Annotated in this window: 7 protein-coding genes and 1 pseudogene; 4 read left to right on the plus strand and 4 right to left on the minus strand. The window is 71.6% G+C overall.

From position 1 onward, the window contains the following. Positions 1-38 precede the first annotated feature (38 nt). Positions 39-5,396: a beta strand repeat-containing protein gene (locus BKA14_RS33295; protein WP_184954731.1), complete on the minus strand. Its 5,358-nt coding sequence runs from the start codon at positions 5,394-5,396 to the stop codon at positions 39-41. A 140-nt stretch (positions 5,397-5,536) separates the two neighbouring features. On the opposite strand from BKA14_RS33295, the gene BKA14_RS33300 reads away from it, so the two are divergent. Both BKA14_RS33300 and BKA14_RS33305 read left to right on the plus strand, forming a co-directional pair. Continuing rightward, positions 5,537-7,336, plus strand: coding sequence for a glycerol-3-phosphate dehydrogenase/oxidase (locus BKA14_RS33300; protein ID WP_184954732.1), 1,800 nt, complete (start codon positions 5,537-5,539; stop codon positions 7,334-7,336). Then, on the plus strand, positions 7,333-7,593 hold the full coding sequence (locus tag BKA14_RS33305; RefSeq protein ID WP_184954733.1) for a DUF4031 domain-containing protein: 261 nt from the start codon (positions 7,333-7,335) through the stop codon (positions 7,591-7,593). Before BKA14_RS33300 ends, BKA14_RS33305 begins: the two co-directional genes overlap by 4 nt. Here the strand turns inward: BKA14_RS33305 and BKA14_RS33310 are convergent. Beyond that, complete coding sequence (locus tag BKA14_RS33310; RefSeq protein WP_184954734.1) at positions 7,577-8,215, minus strand: HD domain-containing protein; 639 nt, start codon at positions 8,213-8,215, stop codon at positions 7,577-7,579. The genes BKA14_RS33305 and BKA14_RS33310 overlap by 17 nt on opposite strands. A gap of 88 nt (positions 8,216-8,303) precedes the next feature. On the opposite strand from BKA14_RS33310, the gene BKA14_RS33315 reads away from it, so the two are divergent. Continuing rightward, a complete protein-coding gene (locus BKA14_RS33315; protein ID WP_184954735.1) occupies positions 8,304-9,491 on the plus strand; it encodes an FUSC family protein in 1,188 nt (395 codons plus the stop codon). A 475-nt stretch (positions 9,492-9,966) separates the two neighbouring features. On the opposite strand, the pseudogene BKA14_RS33320 reads toward BKA14_RS33315, so the two are convergent. Beyond that, a pseudogene (locus BKA14_RS33320) lies at positions 9,967-11,739 on the minus strand (PrsW family intramembrane metalloprotease); the annotation flags it as partial. 46 nt (positions 11,740-11,785) lie between these two features. Further along, on the minus strand, positions 11,786-12,082 hold the full coding sequence (locus tag BKA14_RS33325) for a GroES family chaperonin (protein WP_184957120.1): 297 nt from the start codon (positions 12,080-12,082) through the stop codon (positions 11,786-11,788). A gap of 111 nt (positions 12,083-12,193) precedes the next feature. On the opposite strand from BKA14_RS33325, the gene BKA14_RS33330 reads away from it, so the two are divergent. Further along, a complete protein-coding gene (locus tag BKA14_RS33330) occupies positions 12,194-13,447 on the plus strand; it encodes an AI-2E family transporter (protein ID WP_184954737.1) in 1,254 nt (417 codons plus the stop codon). Positions 13,448-13,460: the final 13 nt, after the last annotated feature.

Raw genomic sequence — 13,460 nt, forward strand, 5'->3', positions numbered from 1 at the left:
CGCCTGGCGACCCGCCGTTCTTGCCTTTCCGGAGTTCTTCAGAACCGGTGGCGACCCGGGCGGTGGCGGCCCGGACCCTGCAGGCCCAGCGCAGCCGTCAGTCGCAGCCGGTCACCCCCCGCCATCAGCAGGAACCCGCCGATCAGGACGGCGACGCCGCCGGCCACCACGACCGAGATGATGTCGGTGCCGGTCTTGGCCAGCTTGCCGTCGCCCGCCCCGACGTCGGTCGCCGCCGCGTCCACGGTGACCGTGATGATCGCCGTGCTCGTGCCGCCGTGCCCGTCGCTGATCGTGTAGGGGAACGAGTCCACGCCGCCCACGTAGCTCTTGTTCGGCGCGTAGGTGACCGTGCCGTCCTCGTTGAGCACCGCGGTGCCGTGCTTCGGCTTGCCGATCTTGACCACCGTCAGCTTGTCGCCGTTGGCGTCGGTGTCGTTCTTCAGCGGCGAGATGACCACCGAGTCACCGGCGCCGACCGAGACGGTGTCGTTCTTCGCGACGGGCTTGGTGTTCGTGCCGGCCACCTTGATCGTGATCGTGCCCTCGGCCACGTTGCCGTCGGCGTCGACCGCGGAGTAGGTGAAGGTGTCGGTGCCGCTGAAGCCGGCCGCCGCGATGTAGGTGACCGTGCCGTCCGCGTTGAGCGTGGCCGTGCCGTGCTTCGGCCGGCCGATCGACGTCACCGTGACGGGCACGCCGTGCTCGTCGGTGGTGGGCAGCGCGATCCTCACGGCCTGGCCCGGCTTGGCGGTCAGCGCCTTGTCCGGCACCACCGGGGGAGCACCCACGGTGATCGTGACCGTCGTGCTGGTGTGGTTGCCGTCGCCGTCCACCGCCGTGTAGCTGAACGTGGCGACCCCGGTGAAACCGGCCGGCGGCGTGTAGCGGATGCCCTTGCCGTCGATCACCGCGGTGCCGTGGTCGGGCGAGGTCACGCTGCTCAGGGTCAGAGTGCGGTCGGGGTCCAGGTCGTTCGCGAGCACCGGGACGGTGATCGCCTTGTCGTACGGGGTGGTCCGCCCGTCCGGCACCGCGACCGCAGCGCCGGAGCTGACCGTCACGGTGACCCTTGCCTCGGCGGTGCCGCCCTTGCCGTCGCTGATCGTGTAGATGAAGGTGTCGGTGCCCGTGAAGTCGGCGGCCGCCCGGTAGCGGATCTGGCCGTTGACGATGGTGGCGGTGCCGTGGGCCGGGGTGCCCACCGCGGTCACGGTCAGCGTCTGACCCGTGTTGGGGTCGGTGTCGTTGGCCAGCACGTCCACGTCGACCTGCTTGCCCGCGAGCACCGCGGCGGCGTCGTCGGCAGCCGTCGGAGCCGTGTTGGCCACGGTGACGGTCACCGTGCCGGTGACGGTGTTGCCGGCCGCGTCCCGCACCACGTAGGAGAAGGTGTCGGTGCCGCTGAAGCCGGTGTTCGGCGTATAGCGGACCTTGCCGTTCACGACCACCGCGGTGCCGTTGGCCGGGGTGCCCGCCGAGACCAGCGTCAGGGCGGCGCCCTCGGGGTCGGTGTCGTTGCCGACGACCTCGATGTCCACGGCCGTGCCGCCCTTGGTGGCAACGGTGTCGGGCGCCGCGGTGGGCAGCGCGTCGATCACGATGGTGACCGTGCCGGTGTCGGTCAGACCCAGGTCGTCGGTGAGCACGTAGTCGAAGGTGTCGGTGCCCGTGGTCAGCGCGTTCGGGCGGTAGCCGACAGTGCCGTCCGCGTTCAGCGTGACAGTGCCCTTGGCCGGCGTGCCGACCGTGGAGATGCTCAGCTTCTGGCCGGTGTTCGGGTCACGGTCGTTGGCCAGCAGGTCCAGCTGGGCGGTGACACCAGGGCGCACCACGAACCGGTCGTCGACGGCGATCGGCGCGGCGTTGCGCACGGTGACGGTGATGATGGCCGTGGCGGTCAGGCCGTGCGCGTCCCGGATCGAGTAGGTGAAGGTGTCGGTGCCGAAGAAGCCGGCGTTGGGCGTGTAGGTGACCGTGCCGTCGGCGTTGAGCGACGCGGTGCCCCGGGCCGGGTAGGTGATCGCGGTGACGGTCAGCGCGTCGCCGTTGTCGTCGCTGTCGTTGCCCAGCGGCGTGATGGTGACGGCGGTGTCGGTGTCGGTGACAGCGGCGTCGTCGCGGGCCGTCGGCGCGGTGTTGATGACGCCGACGGTCACGGTGGCGCCGTCCTGGCCGCCCTTGCCGTCCGCGACGGTGTAGTGGAACGAGTCGGAGCCGACGTAACCGGCGGCCGGCGTGTAAGTGACCTTGCCGTTCGCGTCGACGGTCGCGGTGCCGTGCTGCGGCGCCACGTCGATCTGCACGGTCAGCGGGTCGTTGTTCGGGTCCTTGTCGTTGGCCAGCACGTCGATGACCGCGGCCGAGCCCGAGGGCACGGTGGCGGCGTCCGGCTTGGCGACCGGCGCGCCGTTGGTGACCACGATGCTCACCGTCTTGGTGTCGGTGCCGCCCTGGCCGTCGTCGACCGTGAAGTCGAAGGTGTCGGGACCCGCGTAGGCCGTGGCCGGCTTGTACGTGAGGGTGCCGTCCGGGTTCTTGGTCAGGCTGCCGTGGGCGGGGTTGGTCCAGCCGCTGACGGTCAGCGTGTCGCCGTTGGGGTCGTTCGCGCCGAGCAGCGCGTCGATCCGGACGGCCGTGTTGGTCGCCGTGTGCACGGACTGGGCGGCCGCCGTGGGCGCGGCGTTGGCCACGGTCACGGTCACGGTCGCGGTGTCCACGTCGACGCCGTCGGTGACGACGTACGTGAACTTGGCGTCACCGGAGAAGCCGGCCGGCGCCTGAAAGACGATTTTGCCGTTGCTGATGGTGGCGGTGCCGTGGTCCGGCGTGCCCACCGACTTGATGCTCAGGGTGTCGTTGTTGGCGTCGGTGTCGTTGTGCAGCACGTCGATCGTGACGCTGCCGCCGTACGCGACACCGGCCAGGTCGTCCGCGGCCACCGGCCCGGTGTTGCCCACCGAGACCTTGACCTGGGCGGTGCTGCGCGCGCCGAGGCTGTCCTCGACCACGTAGGTGAAGGTGGCGGTGCCGGCGAAGCCGGTGGCCGGGGTGTAGCTGATCACGTTGCCGGCCGGCGTGGCCGAACCCGCGCCGGTCTGCGGCTGGGTGATCGAGTCGACGTGGATCGGGTGGTTGTTGGGGTCGGAGTCGTTGTCCAGCACGGGGATGTCGATGCGCGTGCCGGCCGCGGTGGCCCGGACGTCGTCGACGGCCACGGGCGCAGCGTTGGCCGTGGTCACGGTGACGGTTGCGGTGTCGCTGCCGCCGTCGCCGTCCGCCACGAAGTAGCCGAACGAGTCGGTGCCGGCCCAGCCCAGGTCCGGGGTGTAGGTGATGGTGCCGTCGGCCTCGACGACCGCGTGGCCGTGCGTGGGCGGGGTGCCCAGCGTGACGGTCAGGTCGGCTCGGGCGTTGTCGGCGTCGGTGTCGTTCTGCCGCACGTCGATCGAGACCGGGGCGCCGTTGGTGGTGTTCGCGCTGTCCCCGGTGGCCTGCGGCGCCGCGTTCACGCGGACGGCGGCCGAGGCGGTGTTGTTGGGCACGACGGCGTCGTCGCCGGTGCCCGAGACCTTGACGACCGCGACCGCGCCGGCGGCGGCGCTCGACGTGACGGTGGCCGGGATCGTGAAGACGGCCTGGGTGTTCTTGACCAGCGCGCCCGCCGAGCAGGTGACGACCGAGCCCGCCACGGTGCAGCCCGAGGGCAGCGTGCCCGCGGTGATGCCGGTGGGCAGGGTCAGCTCGGCCTGCGCGGCCGGCTCCAGGTCGGTGCCGTTGTTGGTGACGGTGACGGTGTAGGTGACGGCGGCCGGGGCGGCTGCCCGCTGCACGGCGGCCGGGGTGACGCTCAGCGCGGCCGACAGGTCGGCGTGCGGCTGCTTCACGACCATGGCCGTGCTCGCCGGGACACCGTTGACGGTCATGTGGGTGAACGCGGCCTCGTACGAGGTGTTGGCCAGGTTGGTGATCGAGTAACCGGCCGGGGTGTCGTTGTCGATCTTGACCCGGAAGGTGAGGGTCGTGGTGTCGTTGTGGGCCAGCGCCCCCAGGTTGTACGTCGCCGTGCCGCCCGTGTACTGGGCGGTGTCGTCACCGGAGGCGTCGGTCTTCGCGGCACCACCGATCGTGAGCGAGCCCGGGACATAGGTGGTGTGCGTCGGGATCGCGTTGGTCAGCACGGTGTTGAGCGCGGTGTCGGTGCCGTCGTTGCGGACCGTCACCGTGTACTCGATCACGTCGCCGGGCAGCAGGTCGCCGTTGTCCAGGTCCTTGCCGACCACGGTGGACTGCACGTCCGGGGCGAACAGGTCGGTGGTGAAGGTGACCACGCCGGGGTAGAAGGTCTCGCCGCCGGTGGTCAGCGTCAGCTCGGCATTCTGCACGTTGTTGGTGAGCTTGCCGCTCGCGTCGAACTGATCGATGTCGACGCCCATCAGGTTCTTGTTGCCGGGCGAGCGGTCACTGTTGAGCCACTTGCCGCCCTCGCTCACGGTGCTGTTGAAGAAGTTGTCCTGCGGGTTCGCCGGGTCCGACATGGGCTGGGTGTCGAGTGTCAGGTTGTCGCCCGTCAGGCCCAGGTCGCCCTCGTAGACGACGGTGCCGATGGTGGCGTGCACGGTGCCGCTCTGCGGGGTCTGGAAGCCGCTGACCGGGATCTTCACGCTGGTGTCGCCGCTGCTGACGACACCGAAGCCGTCGAAGATGCGCAGGCTGTGCATCGGCTCGGCCGAGTTCTGGTAGGCGACCGCGAGGGCCCAGCCGGCGTACCGGTCCTTGCCCGTGCCGGCCTGGATGTCGGCCACGCTGTAGACGCCGTTGCCGGCGCCCGAGACGAGCGGGGTCACGTCGGCGAAGCCCTGGTAGGCGGCGTTGTTGGCGTTGGTGAACACCGTCGAGGCGGTCACCGCGTTCCAGGCCGGACCGGCCGGCGTACGGAACTTGACGACGCCCCGGTCGGCGGCGCTCTTGGCGGCCGTGCCACTGCCGCCGGCCGAGGTGTCGGCGCTCCAGTAGAGACCTGCGAACAGCACCTTGCTGCCCGCCGGGAGGGCGATCGTGGTCGTGCTGTCGTTGAACGTGGCCGCGTCGTTGTCGGCGTCCGCGTACTCCATCACGTAGTTGTTGTTGTTCAGCGTGCCCAGGACGTTGCCGGTGGCCACGCCGTTCTGGCCGTCGGTGCAGGCCGCCAGCGCGGGCGGGCACACCATGTTGGTGTTGCCCCGCAGCACGATCGAGCCGTTGACGTTGGCTTGGAAACGTGAGCTGAAAGCGGTGGTGATGGCCGCGTCCGCCCGGTTGCCCAGAATCGTGATCGTCGCCGTCAGGGCGACGGCGGCCACGACTACCAGGACCAGGGTTCGGTAAGCCTTGGACCGCAGAACGGCTCGGTGCATGCAAGTCCCCGTCGTCTCTCGGGCGGCGACCTGGACTCCGACGGTCCACGGCCAAGAATCGACGCTAAGGACCTCGCGGAGCGGAACGGTTGCACACAGGAGCGGGTTCGGGAGCGCTCGCGAGCGCTAACGTAAGACAGGTGCGCGAACCCTCCGTCTCCCGTTACGCGGCCGGCCGGCTCTCCCCGATCCGACGGGTGGCCGACCTCCGGCGCCTGCGTGACGAGCAGTTCGACGTCCTCGTCATCGGCGGCGGGGTCACCGGCGCCGGCGCCGCACTCGACGCCGCCTCCCGTGGCCTCAAGGTGGCCCTGGTCGAGGCCCGTGACCTCGCGGCCGGCACCTCCAGCCGCTCCAGCAAGCTGATCCACGGCGGTCTGCGTTACCTGGAACAACTCGAGTTGCACCTGGTGCACGAGGCGCTGACCGAGCGCGGCCTGCTCTCCACCCGGCTGGCGCCGCACCTGGTGCGGCCCGTGCCGATCCTGGTGCCGCTGCCCGCGGGCAACCCGGCCGTGCGGGTCGGCCGCCGGGCTTACTACGGGCTCGGCGTGGCCGCGTACGACGTGTTCGCCGGCCTCTTCGGCACCGGCCGGGGGATGCCGCTGCACCGGCACCTCACTCGCGACGGCGCCCGGCACCTGTTCCCGAGCCTGCGGGCCGAGGCCGTGAGCGGCGCCATTCGCTACTACGACGGCCAGGTCGACGACGCCCGCCTGGTGGTCAACCTCGCCCGTACGGCGGCCAGCCTGGGCGCGGCCGTGGTGACCAGCGCCCGTGTGGTCGGCTTCGTCCGCGAGGCCCGCGAGGTGGTCGGTGTCCGCGTCCGCGACTTGGAGGCCCCTGACTCACCCGAGTTCGAGGTGCGAGCCCGTACGGTCGTGGCCGCCACCGGCGTATGGACCGACGACATGTCGCAAATGCTGCGCGATGTCGGCGTACGGCCGGGCTTTCGGGTTCGTGCCTCGAAGGGCGTGCATCTGGTGGTGCCGCGCTCGGCCATCACTGGCGAGGCCGGGCTCATCCTGCGCACCCCCACCTCGGTGCTCTTCGTCATCCCGTGGGGCGGCCACTGGATCATCGGCACCACCGACACCGACTGGAAGCTCGACCGCTCCCACCCCGCCGCCTCCGCGCGCGACATCCGCTACCTGCTCGACCAGGTCAACACGGTGCTCGACCGGCCGCTGACGACCGACGACATCGAAGGCGTGTACGCCGGGCTGCGCCCGCTGCTCTCCGGCGAGGCCGAAGCCACAAGCAAGCTGTCGCGCGAACACGCCGTGATCGAGCCCATGCTGGGCCTGATGCTGGTGGCCGGGGGCAAATACACGACGTACCGGGTGATGGCGGCCGACGTGATCGACCGGGCCGTGCGCCGGCTCGGCGGTCCCGCGCTGCCCTCCCGCACCGACCAGCTGCCCCTGCTGGGGGCGGACGGCTACAACGCGGCCTGGCGCGACCGGCAGGACACGGCCCGCCGGCACGGCGTCACCGCCGGAGTCGTCGAACACCTCCTCGAGCGGTACGGCACGCTGGCGGTCCACCTCCTGGCCATGATCAAGGCGGAGCCCGACCTGGCCACCCCGCTCGCGGGCGCCCCGGAATACCTGGCGGCCGAGGTGGCGTACGCGGCCCTCGCCGAAGGCGCTCTGCACCTGGACGACGTGCTGACCCGGCGCACCCGCATCTCGATCGAGACCGCCCATCGCGGCAGCGAAACGGCGGCCCACGCGGCAGCAGTCATGGCCCAGGTGCTGGGCTGGGACAAGGCGGTGCGCGAACGCGAGATCGAGCACTACCGGGCCCGGGTGGCCGCCGAACGGCAGTCGCAGACCATGCCCGACGACGCGGCGGCCGACGCGGCCCGGGTCGGAGCGCCCGACGTGCGCGGCTTCGCCGCCGACCGCGGGGTCGACCTGCTGCAAGTCGACCTTTGATCCTCGTCGACGAACCCCTCTGGCCGGCCCGGGGCCGCCTGTGGTCGCACCTCGTGAGCGACGTGTCGTACGAGGAACTGCACGTCTTCGCCGAAATGCTGGGCGCACCCCGACGCGCCTTCGACCGGGATCACTACGACATACCGGACAATCGGTTTCCCAGCGCGCTGTGGCTGGGGGCGACTCTGCTGCCCTCGCGGGAACTGGCCTTCCGGCTGCGGGCCGCCGGGCTGCGGCGGCCTAAACACCTGTCCTGAGCTCACGTTCCAAGTTGGCCCGGGCCCGGGCCTCCCACTGCTCGCGCAACGGGGCCAGGCGATAGATCGACGGCAGCTCCAGCAGCGCCTTGAGCACCTGAGCCCGGCCCGCCCGGAAGTCGTCGTCCGGCACATGGGCGTACTCGCGACGGATCTTGGCGGTGTATTCCGCGTACGCCACCTCGTCGCCCGCCAGCACGGCCAGATCGGCGTCGCAGAGCAGCTCGCCGTCCGGGTCGTCCTCACCGGTGGCGTGGCCCGCGGTCAAGCCGACCAGGCGGGCCACCTCCCGGGCGGTCTCCGCGGGAACACCCAACGTCTGCAGGAGACCCTCGGCGAACTCGGCGCTGTCCCGCTCATTGGCGTCACCCAGAGCCCGGGGGTCGTAGACGGCGTCATGCATCCAGGCGGCCAGCCGCACCCGCTCCGGATGCGGGGCCAACCCGGCGAAACGGTCGATCACGTCCAGGACGGCCGTCAGGTGATCGACCGTGTGGTACTGGCGCTGGGGCTCGGACCAGCGGGTCACCAGATAGCCGGCTGCGGCGGCCAGATCGGGGTCGTCGACGGTGGCGCCGGCGTCGCGGGCCGCCGCGGAGAACCGCTCCACAAGACTCTGCACGCCCGCAATCCTGACATCGGGGACCGGCGGTGTCTTCAGCCGGGGCTGACGCTGCGCGGCGGAAGGGCTGACGTCCTAGGGTTGCGGCATGACCGAAGCGGAGCCGCCGGGCCGAGTCACGCGTGCCGTGGGACGGGCGCGGGGCGGCCTTCTCGACGGGCTCCGGCGGACCAGGCACGGGCTGGCCCTGGCCCTGCAGGCCGGCGTGGCGGCGGGAATCGCCTGGTTCGTGGCGCACGACCTCTTCGAGCGGCCCAGCCCGTTCTTCGCGCCCATCGCCGCGGTGATCACCCTGGCGTCGTCGGTCGGGCAGCGGGTGCGGCGCACGGCCGAGCTCGTCCTGGGCGTGGCCATCGGCATCGGGATCGGCGACGCGCTGATCCTGCTGATCGGCAGCGGGCCCTGGCAGATCGGGCTCATCGTGCTGCTCGCGGTGCTGGTGGCGACCGCGGTGGGCGGCGGGACACCCCTGGTGGTGCAGTCGGCGTCCTCGGCGGTGCTGGTCGCGACGCTGACGTCGAGCACCGGCCTGCCCTGGACGAGATTCCTCGACGCGCTCGTCGGGGGCGGGGTCGGGCTGGCCGTGATGACCTTGCTGCTGCCGCTCAACCCGCTGAACGTCGTGCGGCGGGCCGCCGATCCGGCCCTGCGGGCGCTGGCCGACGGGCTGCACCGGGTCGGCGCGGGAATGGCCGAACGGGACCGCGCGACGATCGAAGACGCCCTGGCCCACCTGCGGGCCGCCGAGACCACCTTCGCCGCGTTCTCGGCCGCCGTGACAGCCGCCCGGGAGAACGTGGCCTTCGCGCCGGCTCGGTGGCGCAGCCGGGGTGCGCTCGCGCTGTACGTCGACGGGGCCAGCCATATCACGTACGCCCTGAGGAACTGCCGCGTGATGAGCCGCCGAGCCGACACGGCACTGAGCGACGACGAGACGATTCCGCAGGTGCTGCCGGTGTCAGTGGGGTTGCTGGGCGACGCGGTGGACCTGCTGCGGCAGGAATGGGCCAAGGGCGTCGAACCGGTGGCCGCCCGGGAACGTGCCCTGCGGGCCGCGGCGGAGTGCGGGAAGGCGTACGAGGAGGGGGTGGGCTTCTCCGGCGGGGTGATCGTGGCGCAGATCCGGACCACCGCGACCGACCTGCTGCGAGCCGGCGGGGTCGACTACGCCGAGGCGCCGCGGCTGGTGCGGCGGGCGGTCGGGTGGCACGGGCGGCCACACTCCGGACGACGCAAACATACGTCGCGGCCGGGACTGGGCCGCCCGCCTGCGTGACCTACTGCTGCTGCGGGTTGTCGGTCGTGGGGCGCTGGTCGTCGCTCGTCGTCGGCGGGGTGGGCGCGGGGTCGGGCGTCGCCGGGTAGGTGGGCGCGGCGGGATACGTGTAGCCGGGATAGCCGGCGTATCCGGGGTGGGCGCCGAAACCGGGCTGGGCCGAGAAGCCGGACTGCGGGGTATTACCGGGCTGGTCGCTGGGCTGTGCGCCGTCGCCGGGCTGAGTCGCGGCGCTGGACTGATCGGCGGGCTGCTGGCCGTGGCCGGCTGGGGTGGCCGGGTCGGGCTGAGGGCTGGACGGCGGGGCATGCTGCGGCTGGACGGCGCTTGCGGACGGCGTGTCCCAGCCGGGCTGTGTCGCTTGGGCGGGCTGGATGGTGCCGTAGCCGGGCAGTGTCGCTTGGGCGGGTTGGGTGCCATAGCCGGGCTGTGCCGCTTGGTGGGGCTGGATGGTGCCGTAGCCGGGCTGAATGCCGTGGCCGGGCTGAGGTCCGTAGCCCTGGGGAGCGCCGTACGTGGGCTGGGGACCGTAGCCGGGCTGAGCGGCGGGGTGGCCGGGGTGGGGCCAGCCGTGGCCGGGTGCCGGTGCGGGGTAGCCGGAGGTTGGAGCGGGGTAGCCGGGTGCGGGGTAGCCGGAGGTAGGAGCGGGGTAGCCGGGTGCCGGAGCGGGATAGCCCGAGGTCGGGGCGGGGTAACCCGGCGGCGGTGCGGCGTAGCCCGGGTGCTGGGCGTAGCCGTACGGGTTGGGCGCAGCGGTGTTGTGCGGGCCCGCGGGACCCGGCTGCGGCCAGCCCGGCCCGGCGGCGTACGCGAGTTGCGGCATCGTGATCGGGAGCGGCACCACCGGCTCGGTCGGTGGTGGCACGGTGCGGGTGATGCCGTCGGGAAAGGCGATCTGATAGTTCTGCCCGTCCCAGAAGGCCTGCGGCGCCTGGGGGTCCTTGGCCGCGAAGACCGCGCGGTATTCGCCGATCTCGGTCAGCAGACGGTGTTCCTCGGCGGCGGCGCGGTTGATGTCGGCCGGTTTGCGGTCGAGGCCCCGATTCATGCCGTCGCGCAGGAGGGCCAGCTGGGTGGAGGCGAACTGGAAGCTGCGCATCGCCTTCTGGCCCGACTGGCCGGCCACCCGGCGGGCCCACTGGCGGGCGGAGTAGCGGCGGCCCAGGCTGCCCAGGGCCGCCACTTCGGGTGGGGCGAACCAGCCCCGGTTGACGTAGAACGGGAGCACCCGCTCGGTCAGGCGGCCCTCCCAGCTGCGCAGGGCGATCGCGAAACCGACCACGGCGAAGAAGAACGGCACCATGAAGCCGAGATAGCCGTACAGCATGATCAAGGGCTGGGCCAGGCTCACCGAGAGCGTCGGCAGCAGGTTGAACGTGCCGTGCAGGATCATCGCCAGCAGCAGCCCGGCTATGGGAGCCAGCCAGCGCACCCTGCGGTCGCCGGAGCGGGCGGCCAGGCCCAGGCCGATGCCGGTCATAGCCGAGAACAGCGGGTGCGCGAAGCCGGTGAACAGGATGCGCACGATGAAGATCGCGAAGAGGTTCTGCAGGCCGGTGGCCGGGCCGTATTCCTCGACGCCCGTGGCGTAGCCGTGCTTGCCGAGGTAGAGGACGTTTTCCACCATGGCGAAGCCGAGCGCCGACATGCCCAGGTAGACGATGCCGTCGGTGATGCCGGACCACTCGACCCGGCGCCGCCAGAAGAGCAGGAGCGGGCCGGCCGCCTTCATCAGCTCCTCGATGAACGGGGCGACGAGCACCGCGACCAGGGCGTCGGGCAGGCCGATCTTGTCGAAGAGGACGGCCGCGCTGGTGTTGACGACCAGGGCCACTGCGGTGGCGATGGCGGCGCCCCAGGCGAAGCAGAAAGCCAGGTAACGGATCGGCTCGGGCTCGTAGCGGTCGAGCCACAGGAAGCTGGCGACCAGCAGGGGAACCGGCACCACGGCCGCGGTGAGGCCGACGGCCAGGCTCGTGCCACCCATGTCGACGCCGAGGAACAGCAGCATGCCGATGGCCCCGGCGAGCAGGAACGCGACCACGCCGGCGATCGGCAGCCAGCGCCGCCAGCCGGTCTTGCGGGCGGCCACGGGAAGCATCGCCGCGGGGTCGTGCAAAGGCGACAGCGAGCCGGCCTCGGGCACGACGACACCCGCCTCGACCGGGCCGACCGGGGCCGGCGAAGGCGAGCCGACCAGGGTGGGCGCGGGCTGGTCGGGCGTGGCACCCGGCGTGACGTCGGCCATGCAGCCAGCGTAGTCACCCGATCGGGGAGCGGCCGCCCCGAGTGCGTCAGAGGTAGAGGCCGGTGCCGTCCGGCTCGACCCGGCTGGCCGCCACGGCGTGCACGTCACGCTCGCGGAGCAGCACGTATTCGCGGCCGTGGAGCTCGACCTCGGAACGGTCGTCGGGGTCGAAGAGCACCCGGTCGCCGACCACTATCGAGCGCACGTTGGGGCCCACGCCGACGGCCGTGGCCCAGGAGAGCCGGCGGCCCATCGAGGCGGTCGCGGGGATGACGATGCCCGCCACCGAGCGGCGCTCACCCTCGCCGCCGTCCTGCCGGACCAGCACTCGGTCGTGCAGCATGCGGATGGGCAGGCCGCTCTCGGTTCGGGTGTCGGTGCTCACGACTGCTGACGGTACGCCGCCCGTCGTGGCGCCCGCCGTGCGGGAGCGGCCGGAGACTAGGTTGTAGCGGTGAGCCGGTTGCAGCGAGTCCGGGACAACCTGAAGCGCGCCTACGAAACGGGGCGGGAGTCCGTGCGTCTCGCTCGTGACGGGTCCACCGTCGAACCGGACAACGAGGTCGATTTCGCGCCGCCGCCGCCCGAGCCGGAGGACGTGCACAGCTCGACCAACAGCCGCGACGACGCCGAGGTGCCGCATTCGCTGCGGATCGCCGCGGCCTGGGGCTGGCGGCTGATCGTCGTCGGGCTGGTCGGCTGGGCGCTGCTGCGGTTCATCGGCATCATCAGCGTGGTCGTCATCCCGCTGGCGGTCGCGTTGCTGCTCTCGGCCCTGCTGGGCCCGGCCGTGAGCTGGTTCCGGCGGTTGCGGCTGCCGCCTTCGCTGGCCACATTTCTCGTGCTGATCTGCGGCCTGGCCGCTGTCGCGGGCACGTTCACGTTGGTGATCAATCAGTTCCTGGACGGGTTGCCGCAGCTGACCCAGAACGCCACCGCGGGCGTACGGCAGATTCAGGAGTGGGCCAAGACCGGGCCCCTGCACCTCTCGGACGACCAGGTCAACCAGGCCATCGACAACGCACAGAACTGGATCAACACGCACAGCGCGTCGCTCACCTCCACCGGCATCGCCACCGCGGCCACGGTTTTCGAGGTGCTCACGGGCATGCTGCTGGTGCTCTTCTCCACGTTCTTCTTCCTGCGCGACGGCCGCAAGATCTGGCGTTTCGTCGTCCGGCTCTTCCCGGTGAACGCCCGCTGGTCGATCGCCGACGCCGGGGACGCCTCGTGGGCCACCCTGGGTGCCTACGTCCGGGCCACCGTGCTGGTCGCGTTCATCGACGCCGTCGGCATCGGCATCGCCCTGGTGATCCTGGACATCCCGTTCCCGTTCCCGCTGGCCGCGCTGGTGTTCCTGGGCGCGTTCATCCCGATCGTCGGCGCGAGCGTGTCGGGCGCGGTCGCCGTGCTGGTGGCGCTGGTCGATCAGGGCTGGGTGATCGCGCTGATCGTGCTGGGCGCGGTGATCCTGGTGCAGCAGGTCGAGGGGCACATCCTGCAGCCACTGATCATGGGCCGGGCCGTCGCCATCCATCCGCTGGCCGTGATCATCGGCATCGCCTCGGGCGTCGTGCTGGCCGGCATCATCGGCGCGCTGGTCGCCGTGCCGCTGATCGCCGTCCTCAACACGGGCATCCGCCGCCTGGCCCGCCGCCGCCCCGAAGTCCCCCCGACCGCCGTGGTCGTCAGCGGCGGCGGAAGTTGACCGACGAAAAAGA

This window comes from Paractinoplanes abujensis, from assembly GCF_014204895.1.
Classification (GTDB): Bacteria; Actinomycetota; Actinomycetes; order Mycobacteriales; family Micromonosporaceae; genus Actinoplanes; species Actinoplanes abujensis.